At 52.2% G+C, this 15,525-nt stretch carries 18 protein-coding genes and 1 other annotated feature; of the genes, 14 read left to right on the top strand and 4 right to left on the bottom strand.

Annotated features, from left to right (window positions below; all coding sequences use genetic code 11):
- Window positions 1-146 precede the first annotated feature (146 nt).
- The 3 genes from ACLD72_RS08305 (at window position 147) to ACLD72_RS08295 (ending at window position 2,108) form a co-directional block, all read left to right on the top strand.
- Window positions 147-419, top strand: a complete 273-nt coding sequence (locus tag ACLD72_RS08305; RefSeq protein WP_410999205.1) for a hypothetical protein — start codon at window positions 147-149, stop codon at window positions 417-419.
- Window positions 420-467: 48 nt separating this feature from the next.
- Window positions 468-1,556: an AI-2E family transporter gene (locus tag ACLD72_RS08300; protein WP_410999028.1), complete on the top strand. Its 1,089-nt coding sequence runs from the start codon at window positions 468-470 to the stop codon at window positions 1,554-1,556.
- An 84-nt stretch (window positions 1,557-1,640) separates the two neighbouring features.
- The gene (locus ACLD72_RS08295; RefSeq protein WP_128633650.1) at window positions 1,641-2,108 is read left to right on the top strand and encodes a hypothetical protein; all 468 of its coding nucleotides are present in this window, start codon (window positions 1,641-1,643) and stop codon (window positions 2,106-2,108) included.
- Between the two features lie 68 nt (window positions 2,109-2,176).
- Here ACLD72_RS08295 and trxA read toward each other — a convergent pair whose 3' ends face one another.
- The gene (gene trxA, locus ACLD72_RS08290; protein ID WP_410999026.1) at window positions 2,177-2,518 is read right to left on the bottom strand and encodes a thioredoxin; all 342 of its coding nucleotides are present in this window, start codon (window positions 2,516-2,518) and stop codon (window positions 2,177-2,179) included.
- Entirely contained in the window at window positions 2,490-2,888 is a 399-nt protein-coding gene (locus tag ACLD72_RS08285; protein WP_251594966.1) for a MerR family transcriptional regulator, read from the bottom strand. The genes trxA and ACLD72_RS08285 overlap by 29 nt, the downstream gene beginning before the upstream one ends.
- A 192-nt stretch (window positions 2,889-3,080) precedes the next feature.
- Between ACLD72_RS08285 and ACLD72_RS08280 the strand changes: the two genes are divergently transcribed.
- From ACLD72_RS08280 to ACLD72_RS08260, 5 genes are all read left to right on the top strand, one after another.
- Entirely contained in the window at window positions 3,081-3,569 is a 489-nt protein-coding gene (locus tag ACLD72_RS08280; RefSeq protein WP_410999024.1) for a cysteine hydrolase family protein, read from the top strand.
- Window positions 3,570-3,640: 71 nt separating this feature from the next.
- Complete coding sequence (locus ACLD72_RS08275; protein ID WP_410999022.1) at window positions 3,641-4,075, top strand: Rrf2 family transcriptional regulator; 435 nt, start codon at window positions 3,641-3,643, stop codon at window positions 4,073-4,075.
- An 834-nt stretch (window positions 4,076-4,909) separates the two neighbouring features.
- Entirely contained in the window at window positions 4,910-5,788 is an 879-nt protein-coding gene (locus ACLD72_RS08270; protein WP_410999020.1) for a VOC family protein, read from the top strand.
- A 77-nt stretch (window positions 5,789-5,865) separates the two neighbouring features.
- Entirely contained in the window at window positions 5,866-6,453 is a 588-nt protein-coding gene (locus ACLD72_RS08265; RefSeq protein WP_410999018.1) for a GNAT family N-acetyltransferase, read from the top strand.
- 137 nt (window positions 6,454-6,590) lie between these two features.
- Complete coding sequence (locus tag ACLD72_RS08260) at window positions 6,591-7,349, top strand: SDR family oxidoreductase (RefSeq protein WP_285889889.1); 759 nt, start codon at window positions 6,591-6,593, stop codon at window positions 7,347-7,349.
- Between the two features lie 62 nt (window positions 7,350-7,411).
- On the opposite strand, the gene ACLD72_RS08255 is transcribed toward ACLD72_RS08260, so the two are convergent.
- The gene (locus ACLD72_RS08255) at window positions 7,412-8,266 is read right to left on the bottom strand and encodes an SDR family NAD(P)-dependent oxidoreductase (RefSeq protein WP_410999016.1); all 855 of its coding nucleotides are present in this window, start codon (window positions 8,264-8,266) and stop codon (window positions 7,412-7,414) included.
- A 191-nt stretch (window positions 8,267-8,457) separates the two neighbouring features.
- Between ACLD72_RS08255 and ACLD72_RS08250 the strand changes: the two genes are divergently transcribed.
- The 5 genes from ACLD72_RS08250 (at window position 8,458) to ACLD72_RS08230 (ending at window position 12,976) form a co-directional block, all read left to right on the top strand.
- Window positions 8,458-8,946, top strand: a complete 489-nt coding sequence (locus ACLD72_RS08250; protein WP_410999014.1) for a MerR family transcriptional regulator — start codon at window positions 8,458-8,460, stop codon at window positions 8,944-8,946.
- A 148-nt stretch (window positions 8,947-9,094) separates the two neighbouring features.
- Entirely contained in the window at window positions 9,095-9,364 is a 270-nt protein-coding gene (locus ACLD72_RS08245; RefSeq protein ID WP_036622993.1) for an ACT domain-containing protein, read from the top strand.
- A 22-nt stretch (window positions 9,365-9,386) separates the two neighbouring features.
- A complete protein-coding gene (locus ACLD72_RS08240) occupies window positions 9,387-10,745 on the top strand; it encodes a PFL family protein (protein ID WP_410999012.1) in 1,359 nt (452 codons plus the stop codon).
- A gap of 44 nt (window positions 10,746-10,789) precedes the next feature.
- Window positions 10,790-12,769 (top strand): GTP-binding protein, encoded by a 1,980-nt coding sequence (locus tag ACLD72_RS08235; protein ID WP_410999010.1) that lies wholly within the window; start codon window positions 10,790-10,792, stop codon window positions 12,767-12,769.
- Window positions 12,770-12,886: 117 nt separating this feature from the next.
- Window positions 12,887-12,976 carry a sporulation protein YjcZ gene (locus tag ACLD72_RS08230; protein WP_128633637.1) on the top strand — a complete coding sequence of 30 codons (90 nt, stop codon included), beginning with the start codon at window positions 12,887-12,889 and terminating at the stop codon, window positions 12,974-12,976.
- A 127-nt stretch (window positions 12,977-13,103) separates the two neighbouring features.
- On the opposite strand, the gene ACLD72_RS08225 is transcribed toward ACLD72_RS08230, so the two are convergent.
- The gene (locus tag ACLD72_RS08225; protein ID WP_410999008.1) at window positions 13,104-13,466 is read right to left on the bottom strand and encodes a hypothetical protein; all 363 of its coding nucleotides are present in this window, start codon (window positions 13,464-13,466) and stop codon (window positions 13,104-13,106) included.
- Window positions 13,467-13,625: 159 nt separating this feature from the next.
- Window positions 13,626-13,857 (top strand) — a binding site (T-box leader).
- 102 nt (window positions 13,858-13,959) lie between these two features.
- Here ACLD72_RS08225 and ACLD72_RS08220 point away from each other — a divergent pair.
- Window positions 13,960-15,486 (top strand): 2-isopropylmalate synthase, encoded by a 1,527-nt coding sequence (locus ACLD72_RS08220; RefSeq protein ID WP_410999006.1) that lies wholly within the window; start codon window positions 13,960-13,962, stop codon window positions 15,484-15,486.
- Window positions 15,487-15,525 lie beyond the last annotated feature (39 nt).

Raw genomic sequence — 15,525 nt, 5'->3', positions numbered from 1 at the left:
CGTTTAGACAATGGAATCCACCTTTACTCTTGTTGTACCGAATACCGTTATTGATCTTAACATAAAACATGGTACGATATTGCAGTAAGGTTGTACAGGCATTAAACAAGACAAAAAATGTGAATCCGGGTAAAGGAGTAGACATGATGGAAGAATTGACAATTGTGGAAGCCCAAATGAAGAAACAGGAGGACGGATCCTACACCGGCAAAACCGTCTTTCAAGTAAGCTCCCATAAAGCAGGATATGAAATTACCTTTTACAGCAAAGACGGTGGAGATTGGGACTACAGCCTGCATTATGCGGGAGAACCCGGCATTGAAGCCGAGTTTATGGCCGTGGATGCCAGAATCGAAGCGGACGACGCATGGTTCGATGCGCTGCTGGATGCCGCTTGGGATGCTTTGCCGGAGGAATGAGGCTAACGGATACGCATATCTTCCTAAAAGAAAGGAGGGACAACTTTTATGATGAAACATCCTTTTTATCGGATTTCGTTAGGGATTATCATGCTGCTGACGATCATTTATTTGCTGTCCAAGGTCAGTTTTATCTTCATTCCGTTCGTCACTTTGGTGCAAATTTTGATCGTGCCCTTGACGATTTCCGGGTTCCTTTATTATTTGCTGCGCCCGGTCGTGCAATTTCTGGAGCGGAAAAAATGGAATCGGATCCTGTCGATCCTGCTGATCTACCTGCTTTTTGCCGGTGTTGTCACGATCTTTTTTATGGTCGTTTGGCCGCCGCTGCAAAAGCAATTGTTCGAGTTTATGAACAACGTCCCGAAACTCATGACCAGCTTGCAGGAGCAAATGAACGAAATCCGCAGCAGCCGCTATTTTTCGTTCGTCACAAGCGAAAGCAGCCCGGAAATCATGAACAAGGTGACCGAATACATCAATTCGACCTTGAATGCGGTCAGCGGATACGTATCGCATGTGTTTAGCTTTTTGAACAATTTTGTGATCATTGTGGGGACCGTACCGATTTTTCTGTATTACATGCTGAAAGAAGACGTGCGGGTGACGCCTTCTTTGGTGCGGATGCTTCCGGTCCGTTACCGGACCGATGGCGAACAGGTCATCCATGAGATCGACAACATGCTGAAGGGGTTCATCGCCGGCCGGATGATCAGCGCCATGATGCTGGCCGTTATGGGCTTCGTCGGATTTTGGCTGGTCGGTTTGCCGTATCCGCTGCTGCTCGCCATCGTCATGGCTTTGTTTAACTTTATTCCTTACTTTGGCGCACTGCTCGGGGCGATCCCATGCGTCATCGTCGCATTTACCGTTTCGCCCTCGATGGTGCTGTGGGTCATCATCATCGTTGTCGTCGCCCAGCAAGTCGAAGGCAACTTGATTTCCCCGTATATTTACGGGAAGACGATCAACATTCATCCGTTGACCACGATCGTACTGTTGTTGATCGCCGGCGACTTCATGGGCATCCTGGGCATGATTTTGGCCATCCCGCTGTATATGATGCTTAAAATTGTTGTGATTAGAGCTTACCTGCTGTACATTGCTCAAAAGGTAGACAAGCTGCCGGAAGCGTGACGAATATCATATCTCCAGATGCCTTGCATGCGAGATGATTTTAACGTAACGAAACGATCATTATTTAGCTCGGGGGATGAGAGTATGGCAGTAACTGCCAAGTCCGGGAAGTATTTTTACGCATGGAGCAAAGTACTTGCCGACGGATCGTTTTACCTGCCGGATCAAGCCCTGCAGGAGTATGGTATTCATCCGGATTCCAACATCATTTTAATGACGGGACGCAATACGGTCCGGGGCTTCAGCGTGGTGTGCAAGGAAATGATCGCAAATTCGCCGCTGGCGGCCGTTTTCGCCAGCATTCCCCAACTACGGCAATTTGCCGTCCCTGAAGGGGAGACGATCACGTTTAAAGAACGTACGTTCTGCTGGGTTCATTTGAACTGTAACCGCTATTTTACGCTGCCGCCAGGGACGTGGGAGCAATTCGGCCTGAAGCCGGGGGATCGGCTGCTCAGTTTGCGGGCGACGCATTTGGCGTTTAACAACTTACTGGAAGGTCCGTTCATCGAGCAAGCCAAACAAATCCCCGATCTAACCGCCTACGGATAAAGAGATACCGCCTTGGTCCCTTCTTGAACGAAGGAGCAAGGCGGTATCTTTTTGCGGCTAACTTCCGTTTATTGTGCCTGGCGTACGGAATCGCGGTATTTGAGGATCAGTTGGCGGTACACTTCTTTAGGTCTCAGGCCGATCAGCTTCTCCATCGGCTCTCCGTGGTGGAACAAAATGACCGTAGGCATCGACATGATTCCGTATTGCGAAGCCAGTTCCGGATGGTCGTCGCAATTTACTTGGAGCAGGGGGACGGCTCCTTGCAGTTCCTCATGCAGCTCTTCCAGAATCGGTGAAAGCACCTTGCACGGCGGGCACCACGGGGCGTCAAAATCGGCAAGCACCACTTCTGCGGACGCGCTTTCCCGGTTGAATTCGTTAGCATCGGCGATCCGTCTGATCGTCATATTCCATCATCTCCATTTCGGGATTTTCTTCTAAAATGTAGTGAATCCGTTCTTCCAGATTGGACTTGATCGTTTGCAGCAGCTCAATTTGCTCGGTAATCTCCTTCAGCTTGCTGCGGTACACCGGCATAATCTCCCGGCAAAACGCTTCTTGGCTCGTCATCACGCATTGCAGAAAACCGGCGATTTGCTGCGTGGTCAGGCCGAGGCTCAAATAAAACTGAATCGTTTTTACCTGCTCGGCGGTTAAGCTGTGATAATCACGATAGCCGTTGTTTAGCCGCTCTGAGGTGATCAGCCCTTGCTCCTCGTAGTACCTGAGGGAACGGATGCTGACGCCGGTCGCTTTCGACAATTCCCCGATCTTCATAAAACCTAACCTCACCTGCCTTCCGGATTCATTATAAACCCTGACATTAATGTGAGGGTCAAGAGGTTTTGCCGATATTTTTCGCCAGAGGAGAGAAGAATGCTACAGTAAGGCTTAATATAGGGCGCGGAAGTGTGTATAATGTAAGAAATGATTGACCCCAAAATGAGAGTTTGTTGAGGAGGCACGCCAATGAAACCGGCTTTATTAATCATCGATATGCAAAAGGGCTTATTAACCGATCCGCGCCTGCAAAGCGAACTGTCCGCAGCTAGCGAATATATTAACACCGTGGCCGATTTGTTCCGGGATGCCGGGAGACCGGTCGTGGTGGTTCAGGATACGGAAATGGGCGAACATTCGCCCGGATTTGAGGTGACTCCGGAAATTAAGCTCGCCGATGCGGATCTCCGCATTTCGAAGGAATGGAACAACGCTTTTTGGAAAACCGATTTGGAGCAGCTGCTGCGGGAACAGGAAACCGACTTTGTCGTCGTCTGCGGGTTTGCCGCGGAACATTGCGTGACCTTTACGTTTAACGGTGCCCGGGAAAGGGGATTTGGAGCGGCGATCCTGCAAAAGGGCATTCTCGGCGAACATCCGGAGGCGGTGTCCGGCGTGTACCGGGACCGCAGTTTGATTAGCTATGCCGTCATCCACGCGTTGTTTAAAAATCAATGATCAAGGTTATTGACACCCCGGTCAGTTTGTAACTAATATTGTTACTGACGTTTGGAAAGGGGGATATACGCTTGACGATCAGCTCCAGATTCTCTGTGGCCATACACATTTTATCCCTGCTTGAAATCAACAAGGACGGGGTTAGTACATCGGAGTATATCTCCGGCAGCGTGAATACGAATCCGGTTGTCATTCGCCGTATTATGAGCATGTTGAATAAAGCCGGGCTGGTGGAGGTTCGCCCCGGTGTGGCCGGGACCAGGCTGGCGCGCAAGTTGTGCGACATTACGCTGCTCGATATTTACCGCGCGGTGCATGTCGTGGAAGAAGACGGATTGTTTGCGGTGCACGACCACCCTAACACGGATTGCCCGGTCGGACGCAATATACAGGCGGCGATCGAGCCGATCTTCTCCATAGCGCAAAAAGCGATGGAGAAGACGCTGGAGGCCGTTACGCTGCAGGATATCGTCGAGGATATTTCCGCGAATATGCCGGCTGTGTAAGAACCAACTGAAAGTGAATGCGTTAAATGCCCCGAGATTGGGGCATTTTTTTTTACCGCGCCTATTTAATTCGCCTGATCGGATGGCGGGCAAAAGTGTGCTTGATCGACTCTACTCTGATCATTAATTGCAAATCATACAACTAACTTTATATCCATTTACCCAATCATTCGTTTAATTGCATTTCATACAAGTATTTCCTCGCTTTTTTGCCTCTTCTTCGAAATATAGCGTAGTAATTGCAGGTTTTACACTTAATCAAGCGCTGTGGCAGCATATCCTGATAAGTAACTGCACATTTTACGGCTATTCCATTAAACAATGAACCAAGAAAGCTGGAGTAGGAGTAGGTACGTTCAGGTGGGGCGATCGCTTTACTACAACTGCTGAACCTGAGAGGAGGAGAAGGCTAAGGGACTCCAGAGGCTCTATCTGCGGAAAAACAGAGGTTTGCAAAATGTAACGGACAGAGATGCTCTTATTTCCCTCGAATCGGCCCGGATGAGCTCGTTTAGAGCGAAATAGAGTCATTTGGGTCCGTTAGACTGGGAAATACCTGGGAAATGAGCGGATAAGGTCGCTGGTGTCCGTTAGAGCAGCATCCCCAGCTTAGAATGAGCCGAAGTACTCGGCGCTCCTGATCATGAAAGAAGGAGAAGGGTTTTCGTAGTAGAACAGAAGAGGGAATGAGTATGGGTTTGCACGATAATTCGTTGACACACGGCCGAGCTGTAACTATACTGATTACATAATGATCATGTAACCGCCGTGGTTACATGGATAAATACCACATTACGAGGTTATCCCCACCCATTCGATAGGAGGAGTTTCATTTTGTCTGAGCATGTATCCATTCATCCCGCTGCCCAAATCGGCAGCGTCTATCTTAAAGTCCGCAATCTGGAGCGGTCGGTGGCTTTTTACCGGGATGTGATTGGCCTGAGTGTACTGCAACATAACGGAAACGTCGCCGAGCTCACGGCCGACGGGAAGACACCGCTGCTGTACCTGGAAGCTAACGAACAGTACCGGGTGATGCCGGAGCGGTCGGTATCCGGACTGTACCATTTCGCAATCCTGGTGCCGGATCGGACCGCGCTTGGTTTGGCGCTGCGCAATCTGATCAAGAATCGGATTCCCATTGGGCAAGGGGATCACCTGGTAAGCGAAGCGTTATATTTAAACGATCCGGATCAAAACGGCATTGAAATCTACGCCGATCGCCCGCGCGATACCTGGCAGCGTAACGCAAGCGGCGAATATATCATGTCGACCGATCCGGTGGACGTGGACGGATTGCTTGCTGTTTCGGAAGGAGCCGAGTGGAAGGGACTACCGCCGGAGACTCGGATCGGGCATGTTCATTTTCATGTTGGCGACCTGCGGATGGCGGAGCAGTTCTATTGCCGAATCCTCGGCTTTGAAATTACCGCCCATTACGGCGGGGCGGCGTTGTTTGTATCCGCCGGCGGATACCATCACCATATCGGCCTGAATACGTGGGCCGGCGAAGGCGCTCCGCCGTCCCCGGAAGATGCGGTGGGGCTGCGGTATTTCACGACGGCGCTGCCGGACCTAGCGGCCCTGGGGGCCGTGGAAAGCCGCTTGTCGGCTGCCCAGGTGGCTTATGAACGGGACGAGCAAGGGCGGGAAATCAGACTGACCGATCCGTTTGGCATCGGCATTAGACTCGTGATTGACCAGGCTGAATAGATTTGGCACTTTCAATAGGCAAGGTTCCTCACCTATAATATATTACGACGTAATGTTATAGGAAAGGAGCGGTTGCCGTGAAGCTGTTCCCCCAGCTGGAGACGGAAAGATTTATTTTGCGCAAATTGACCGCGGGAGATGCCGAGGATCTGTTCCACTATTTTTCCAATGACGAGGTTACGAAATATTACGACCTGGAGCGGTTTGAAAGTCTCCGGCAGGCCGAAGAGCTGATCCAAAACTGGAACAGCCGCTATTTGGAGCGCCGCGGGTTTCGCTGGGCGATCACGGTCAAATCGGAAGGGGACCGGGTCCTCGGTACATGCGGCTTCCATAACTGGTCTCAAGAGCACCAAAAGGCGGAAATCGGCTACGAGCTGGACCCGGAATATTGGCGTCAAGGCGTGATGAGCGAGGTGCTGCAGGAAATTTTGCGTTTCGGCTTTGAGGATTTGGGCTTAAACCGGATTGAAGCCTTTATCGACCCGGACAACATTCGTTCCAGATACCTGCTGGAGAAGATCGGATTTCACGAAGAGGGTTATTTAAAGGAATGTTTCTTCGAGAAAAATCAATTTGTTGACGCCGTCCTGTTCGCTTTGCTGAAGAAGCAGTATCTGACCAGGCTTGAGCGATTTCATGGCAAACTGTTTAAAACTCCATAATAGAAATGGAAAAAGAGATTTGCTCCGCGAAGGAGCAAGTCTCTTTTTTTGCTGATGGAAATACCTGTGGGATGGGTATTATAATAATGATTGAAAACGTTTAAAATTTTAATAGTGCGAATTGGAGGAAACACACTTTGAAACTGGAGAACAAAGCAGTCATCGTAACGGGAGCCGCATCGGGAATGGGCAGGGAAATCGCACAGCTGTTTGCCAAGGAAGGCGCCAAGGTCATGGTCTCGGATTTGAATTTGGAGGGCGCGAACGCTACGGTTGAACGGATCACAGCTGCAGGCGGGACAGCTCAAGCCGTGAAAACAAACGTCGCCGTGGAGGAAGACATTCAGCAGTTGGTGGATGCGGCCGTTAAAGCTTTCGGCACGGTCGATATTTTGGTGAACAATGCAGGGATCATGGATAATTTCGAGCCGGCCGGCGATATCACGGATGAGCAGTGGGAGCGGGTGTTTGCCGTCAATACGACAAGCGTAATGCGTGCAACCCGGAAAGTGCTGAAGATCTTCTTGGAAAAAGAAAGCGGCGTGATCGTCAACGTTGCATCCGCCGGCGGGTTATACGGAGCTCGCGCGGGCGCGGCGTATACCGCTTCCAAACATGCCGTGATCGGATTTACAAAAAACACCGGGTTCATGTATGCTCAAAAAGGCATCCGCTGCAATGCGATCGCTCCTGGCGGCGTGGAAACAAATATCGGAGCTTCGATGACCAATATCAATCCGTTTGGCGCTTCCAGACAACAGCTTGGCATGGCTATTAATCCGCGATTAGGCAGCGCCGATGAAATCGCCAAAGTGGCGTTGTTCCTCGCTTCCGACGATTCCAGCTTTGTGAACGGCACCGTCATCACGGCGGATGCCGGATGGACCGCCTATTAAGCATGTTAAGCAAGCCTCCTGATCCGGGAATGGAAAAGGAGGCTCGCTCTGTTAGCCAGTCTTCATTCACTTTTAAGATATTCCCGCTCATAAACCGCTTTGACCTTGTTCAGTACCTTTTGCGCGAATTCGGTGTAATTTAGTTCTTTAACTCGGCCTTTTTCCAAATACACGCCGGCAAGATCGCCGTGAGGTCCTAACGCCCCGTCGTACAACCGTCCTGCCCCGTAAGACGGCGGCTGGAAAAACAGCTTCATCATCGGTTTCACATACCACGGCAACCCGGATTTTTTGCTTTTTCGCGCGGTGTTGTTGCTGCCTGGGTCAACGCTGCGGATTTTGATTCCTTCCTTGGCCAACTCCGGAGCTGCGGCCTGCGTCCAAAGCGACAATGCCAGCTTTGAGGTGGCGTAAGGACCCAGCAGCTTGCGGAACGTTTTCGGGCGGTCCAGCGAATCCGGATCGAACGGCTTCACCATATTTGTCACGGCGGACGAGGTGTTGATCACCGTTTTGTGGCGGCCGTTTTTTAAAAGCTCCTGCAACTCCATCAAAATAATATAAGGAGCGACCGTCATCAACTCATAATGGAGCTCGCGCCCCTGTGCGGAGAAGCGCAGCTCGGGAAAGCTCCCGCCGGCATTGTTGAACAACACATCGATGTATGTTTCTCCTGCTTTAACCTCATCCAAAGCTTGCTTCAAGCTGTCAAAGTCCGATAGGTCCGAAGCTTGATAAATTCTCAACTGCCCGCCGTTTGCCGCTTGACTAATCAACGCATCGTCCGCCGGAAAAGCGGACCGGATCAAAGCGGCGACCTGCCAGCCTTCGGACAATAACTTCCGGGTAAGCTCCAGCCCGATACCGGCGTTTGCCCCCGTGATTAACGAAACTTTTTCCCGCTGGTTTGTGTTCATATCATGATGCCTCCTATTTTTTTCGGAATTTTGGGTTCCCCTGCTGATAGGGCACATTGTATGACTTGGAGCCGGCTCCAAGTCAAGGCGGGATTTGCAGAAATTTTTCAAAAAGACATATCAAGCTTGACTTGGAGCCAGCTCCAAGTTGTAAAATTCAAATAAAAGCTAAACTGCTGGAGGGGAACCGGATGAATGAAACCGAAGATTTCTCGATCAAACAAGCCGCGGAGCAAACCGGAATTTCCGAGGACACGATCCGTTATTATGAGAAGATCGCGCTGCTCCCGCGAGCCGAGCGCAAACCAAACGGCCACCGCGTTTACTATCCGGAGGATGTCGACACGATCAAGCTGATTTCCTGCCTGAAAAAGACGGGGATGGCACTCGACGAAATGCGCCCGTTTCTGAAGGTAAGTGCCGATGCCGATCCCGTCGACCATCCCGAGCTCGTCCAGCTCCTGATGAATCACCGGGCAAACATCGTCAGTCAAATCGCCTCCCTGCAGCAGGTGGTCGATTTTATTGATTTGAAGCTGGAGCAGGGGGTGCGGCGTCAGGAGTGTTCGGACCAAGATACGGGGAACGGCAACGGTACACAAAACATAGGCGCCGAGAAAAGAAAGCAAAAATCGCTCCATGAAATGAAGTTCTTTGCAGATTACACCGGTACAAAGTGAATGTTTGTAACCATCCGCGAAAGCCCGTCAGGGGGAGTTTCTTTGCGGATTTTTTTATTGAAGATTCCGCTATCTTTTGCCATAATAAGCGAAGCGGACGGCCTGCCGCGAAAGACGGCGGAGCCGTAATCAAAAGGGGGAACGTCGTTTGAAAGGAATCATTACGGTTGTCGGGAAGGACAAGGTTGGCATTATTGCGAAGGTATGCACGTATTTGGCGGATCATAACGTTAACATTCTGGATATATCGCAGACCATCATTCAAGGGTATTTCAACATGATGATGATCGTGGACATTTCGGCGCCGTCGAAATCGTTTGAGCTTCTCGTCGAAGACCTGCAGCAGTTAGGGACATCCATCGGCGTGGAAATCAAGCTGCAGCATGAGGATATTTTCAACATCATGCACCGCATCTAAGGAACGGGAAGGGGAGAAAAACATGATTTCACGCGTGGAAGTGCAGGAAACGAATTCGATGATCCGGGAAATGAATCTCGATGTGCGTACGATTACGATGGGCATCAGTCTGATGGACTGCGCTCATGAAGATATGGACGTATTCAACCGGAAAATCTACGACAAAATTACCCGCCTTGCGGAGAACCTGGTCAAAACCGGAGAGGATCTCGAAAAACAGTTTGGTGTTCCGATCGTGAACAAACGGATTTCCGTGACGCCGATTTCGATCGCCGCAGGCGGTCTCAAAACCGATACGTATGTGACGGTCGCGGAAACGCTCGACAGAGCGGCCAAAGAGGTCGGCGTCAATTTTATCGGCGGCTTTTCCGCGCTTGTGCAAAAAGGCTTCACGGCCGGCGACCGCCTGCTGATCGAAAGCATTCCGGAAGCGCTGGCCGTAACGGAGCGGGTGTGCTCCTCGGTGAATGTCGGCTCCTCCCGCAGCGGCATTAATATGGACGCCGTCAAGCTGATGGGCGACATCATCGTGCGCACCGCCGAACGGACGGCGGACCGGGGTTCGATCGGCTGTGCTAAGCTGGTCGTGTTCTGCAACGCTGTCGAGGACAATCCGTTTATGGCCGGCGCTTTCCACGGCGTAGGCGAACAAGAATGCGTCATCAACGTCGGCGTTAGCGGGCCTGGCGTGGTCAAGCGGGCTTTGGAGGAAGTGCAGGGCAAAGACTTCGAAACATTGTGCGAAACGATCAAACGGACAGCCTTTAAAGTGACCCGGGTCGGGCAACTGATTGCCCAGGAAGCGTCCAAGCGGCTGGAAGTGCCTTTCGGGATCATCGATCTGTCGCTGGCACCGACGCCGGAAATCGGCGATTCCATCGCGGAAATTTTCCAGACGATGGGCTTGGAGGAAGCAGGAGCGCCGGGCACAACGGCCGCGCTGGCGATTTTGAACGATAACGTGAAAAAAGGCGGGGTGATGGCCTCCTCCTATGTTGGCGGACTCAGCGGGGCGTTCATCCCGGTCAGCGAGGACCACGGCATGATCGAAGCGGTGCAGCGCGGCGCGCTGACGCTGGAGAAGCTGGAGGCGATGACGTGCGTCTGCTCCGTCGGGCTGGATATGATCGCGATCCCCGGCAGCACGAGCAAAGCGACGATCTCCGGCATTATCGCCGACGAGGCGGCGATCGGCATGGTCAACCATAAAACGACCGCCGTGCGCATCATTCCGGTGATCGGCAAGGATGTCGGCGAGGTCGTGGAATTTGGCGGTCTGCTTGGCTATGCGCCGATCATGCCGGTCAACTCGTTTGGCTGCGCGCCGTTCATCGAGCGGGGCGGCCGCATTCCGGCGCCGATCCACAGCTTTAAAAACTGATAGATAGAACGGACGACAGGTCCGTAAATAGAGGTGCATGGACGTTGAACAAAACGATCGGCCTGCTGGCCCATGTCGATGCAGGCAAAACGACTTTTGCCGAAGCGTTGTTGTATCGTACGCAGGCGATCCGCAGCCGGGGGAGAGTGGATCACCGGAACGCCTTTTTGGATGGTCACGAGATCGAAAAGGCGCGCGGTATCACCGTGTTTGCCGATCAAGCGGAAATAACGTACGGGAATTCCGTTTATTATTTGCTGGACACGCCCGGGCACGTCGATTTCTCGGCGGAAATGGAACGCGCTTTACAAACATTGGACTACGCCGTCATGATCGTCAGCGCGGTTGAAGGGGTGGAGGGCCATACGGAAACGGTGTGGGAGCTCCTCCGGGCATACGGTATTCCGGCGTTTTTTTTCATCAATAAAATCGACCGTACCGGGGCGGATCCGGAACGCGTACTGGCGGACATCCGCCGGCAGCTGACCGATAACGCGCTGGATCTTGCCGCCTTTGACCCGAACCATTGGGGGGATTCGCTGAAGGCCTGGCTTGCGGAACGGGACGAAACACTGCTCGAGCCTTATCTTGAGGGGACGTTGGACGACCGGGAGTGGACCGGACACCTGATCCGCCTGATTCGCGGCAGGAAGGTGTTTCCCTGCATGCAAGGGTCGGCGCTGCTGGATACCGGCATCGATGTTTTTCTAGAGCGCTTGGATGAGCTGACGGTCACTGCCTATGACGATCAGCTTCCTTTTGCGGGACGGGTTTATAAAATCCGCCATGACGAGCAAGGGGCACGGATTACGTTCATTAAAGCGTTGCAGGGCGCGCTGAGGGTGCGGGGGGAAGTGGAATATGGTACGGAGGAAGCCCGTAAATTGGAGAAAATTACGACCATCCAGAAAGTTAACGGGCAGCGCTACACCCAAACCGATTCGGTAAGCGCAGGCGAGTTGTTTGCCGTTACGGGATTAACCTCGGCGCTCCCGGGGCAGGGCGTCGGCGCCATCCTGGATGCTGCTCCGCCCCAACTTGCGCCGGCCCTGCAATCCAAAGTGCTGTTCGAACCCGCGATGCATATCAAGGAAGTGCTGCGGGTGTTCCAAATGCTGGATGCGGAAGACCCGGCTTTGGGGACAAGCTGGGACGAGCATCTGCAGGAGCTGCATATTCACGTCATGGGCAAGATACAGCTTGAAATTTTGCGGCAGGTGGTGCGGGAACGCTTCGGTCTTGAAGTATCCTTCGGGCCCCCCGAAATTCTCTATAAAGAGACGATTGCGGGGCCGGTATACGGCTGCGGCCATTTCGAGCCGCTTGGCCATTATGCCGAGGTGCATTTGCGGCTGGCTCCGGCGGCGCGAAACAGCGGTGTCACGTTTGTGAACGCATGCCATCCCGACGAACTGGCGGGAGGATATCAGAACCTGGTCGGCCAGCATGTGACGGAGCAAGCGCATCACGGGCTCTTGACCGGTTCGCCGCTCACGGACGTGCAGATTACCTTGCTCACCGGCCGTTCGCATAACAAGCACACCAGCGGGGGAGACTTCCGCGAAGCGTCCTTCCGGGCGATCAGACAAGCCTTGGAGCAGGCGGAAAATGTGCTGCTTGAACCGGTATACCACGTAAAAATCAAAGTGGACACGGAGCATTTGGGCAAGGTGCTGACCGATATCCAGCAGGCTCATGGCCGGTTTGATCCCCCGGAGCTGACGGAGAGTTTGGCGGTGATCACCGGCGTCGTTCCCGCCGCTACTTTTTTGGATTACAGTACGGTTTTGGCGTCCATGACGCACGGCAAAGGTTCCATCTCGCTGAAGTTCGGCGGTTATGAAGCCTGCCATAATCCTGGAGAAGTCATCCGCCTTCAAAACTATGATAAAAATGGGGATTCGGCCTATACCTCATCCTCCATTTTTTGCGCGAAGGGCCAGTCCTATTCCGTGCCCTGGGATGAAGCCGAAAGGCACATGCATGTTCAGGTACAGCCCGAACAAGCGGATCTCCGAGGATAAATGCAAATCGTTACATCGTGAAACCTGCCTTTTTTTTCGTTCCGGGGCATCCAACCAATCCAACGTTTCCATCGCGTCATATGCTTAAGTAGATTGAAAGGAAGGGAGGAATCACCGATGTCGTGTTTTAGAGGCGGTTTTACGAGCACCGGAGTCATCCTGGTTTTGTTCATCCTTTTGGTAATTGTTTTGACTGCCTGGATCTAAATCTACTTGAACCAGGAAAACGCATATGACGGGATTTAGGATTTACCGCCCGTATGCGGGATACCTCGAAGCAGGTGTCCCGCATACGGGTTTTTAGAAAAAGAGGTGACTTCTGATTGGTCAGAAGTCACCTCTGCTTGTTGATTTTTCTTGTGTTTACGGTCCGCCGGGGGCGTGCTCTGCCTTTTCTTACGCTTGCCGTAGCCGCTTTGGGGAAAAACAATTTAATGAGCGGGTAAAACTGCTTGAACATCCCGTACATCTTTTGAACCTTGCCCATGGTGCCCAAAATGCCGTCAAATCCGCCCAAACCTTTAAAGAGGGAGCCAAAACCGGGCGAAGCGGCGGGAGGACCCGCTGACTGCTGCGCCGGCCCGAAAATTCCCGGCAATCCCGCCCCGGGATTAAAGAAGGTGGGGGAGAACGGATTTTGACTCGGTTGAGTTGGAGTAAATTGCTTCAGCTTTACTTTTTTCTTTTTCCGTTTCAAGGGGCTTCCATCTCCTTGCCGTTAATTGAAAATCTAATGCAGTATATGTATCAACAAGCCATCTGCCCCTCCGCACATGCACAATTTCCGTAAGCGAACGAGAAAATCCGGTTGACAATGGCGCTTGGGGTGCATATAATTACCTATAATTCCATATGGCCAATTGTGTTGATTAGAAATAGTAAAAATGACCGGACCTTTCAGAGAGCCGTTGGTTGGTGAGAAACGGCAGCGCTCGTCATTTTGAACTCGTCTATGAACAGCTGCCTGATATGTAGGGTAAGCCGGGATTCCGCCGTTACAAGGATAGATGGTGTTGGCCATCGAAAGAGATCATTTCAGCGTGTGAAATGAATTAGAGTGGTACCGCGGGTTAAACCTCGTCTCTATTGTAGAGACGGGGTTTTTTTGTTGGTTAAAGTCCGGGTTTAATCAGCCCCGCTTCACATAGATTCCATAACCTATTAATCGTATGATCAAGGAGGAGTTTCAGATGAATCGCAAAATAATCGTACTCGATACGACTTTACGAGACGGTGAGCAGGTCCCTGGGGCCAAGTTGAACGTACAGCAAAAATTGGAGTTTGCGCAGCAGCTGAAGCGCCTCCGTGTAGATATTATCGAGGCCGGGTTCCCCGCCTCGTCGCAAGGGGATTTCCAGGCGGTTCAGGAAATCGCCCGGAGCGTGGGCGATAGCGCCGGCATTACGGCGCTGGCCCGTGCGGTAAAAAGCGACATTGACGCGGTTTATGAAAGCATCCGGATCGCGCAGGACCCGCTGATCCATATCGTGCTTGGCGCATCGAATGTGCATGTGGAGAAGAAATTCAACCGCTCCAAGGATGCGGTGCTGCAAATGGGCGTTGACGCGGTCAAATACGCCAAGACGCTGCTGCCGCAGGTGCAGTACTCGACGGAGGACGCCTCGCGGGCCGACTTCGAGTATTTGTGGAAGACGATCGAAGCGGTTGTCCGGGCTGGCGCCACGATGATTAACGTTCCCGATACGGTGGGATATGCGATACCGGAGGAGTATGGCGAACTGATCCGGAAAATTCATGACCGTTTGAAAAACTTGAACGACAAGGTCATACTGAGCGTGCACTGCCACAACGACCTTGGTTTGGCCACGGCCAATACCTTGAGCGCGGTCAAAAACGGCGCGGAAAAAATCGAATGCACGATCAATGGCCTGGGGGAACGGGCGGGGAATACCTCCCTGGAGGAAACGGTCATGGCGCTGAAGGTCAGAGAATCACTGTACCGCTGCAGCACGAACATCGACACAACCGAGCTGCTCCGAACGTCCAGGCTGCTGACGCATTTGACGGGGCTTGATGTGCAGGCCAACAAGGCGATTACCGGCGAAAACGCGTTTGCTCATTCCTCCGGCATCCATCAGGACGGATTGCTCAAGGATAAACAAGTGTATGAAATCATGTCTCCCGAAGAGGTTGGGGCGGAGAGCATGGAGCTGGTGCTGACCGCACGGTCCGGCAGACACGCGGTCAAGCATGCGATCGCGAAGCTGGGCTTCGATACGTCCGATGCTGACGCATTCGAGGGCGTGTTTCAAAAGTTCCTGACCCTGGCCGATGCGAAGAAAGAGGTTTACGATCACGATCTGTACTACTTGTTGAACGATCAGCGGGAACAAGCGGAGCAGGGGAGCCGGCTGTTTGAATTGCGGTCGTTCCAGGTCGTAACGAATGATCTGTGCCCAACCGCGACCGTGGTGCTCATGCAAAATGGGGAAGAGTTTAAAGGCAGCGCCGTCGGGGACGGACCGATCGATGCTTTGTACACGGCGATCAAAACGTTGACCGGTTTGGACGTTCATCTGACGCATTACAAAATCAACAGCATTTCCCGGGGGAAGGAAGCGGTGGGCCGGGTCAATATCCAGCTTGACTATCACGGAAAAATGTACGTCGGCCGGGCCATGGACACCGATATCATCAAAGCGAGCGGCCAGGCTTTCTTGAACGGTATTAACGCCGCTATCCTGGATCAAAAATAACGAAACATAAATATTGTTATGTTAACTAGAAATACAAGT

This window comes from Paenibacillus lacisediminis (genome assembly GCF_046567315.2).
This window is presented reverse-complemented; position numbering and strand designations above follow the sequence as displayed.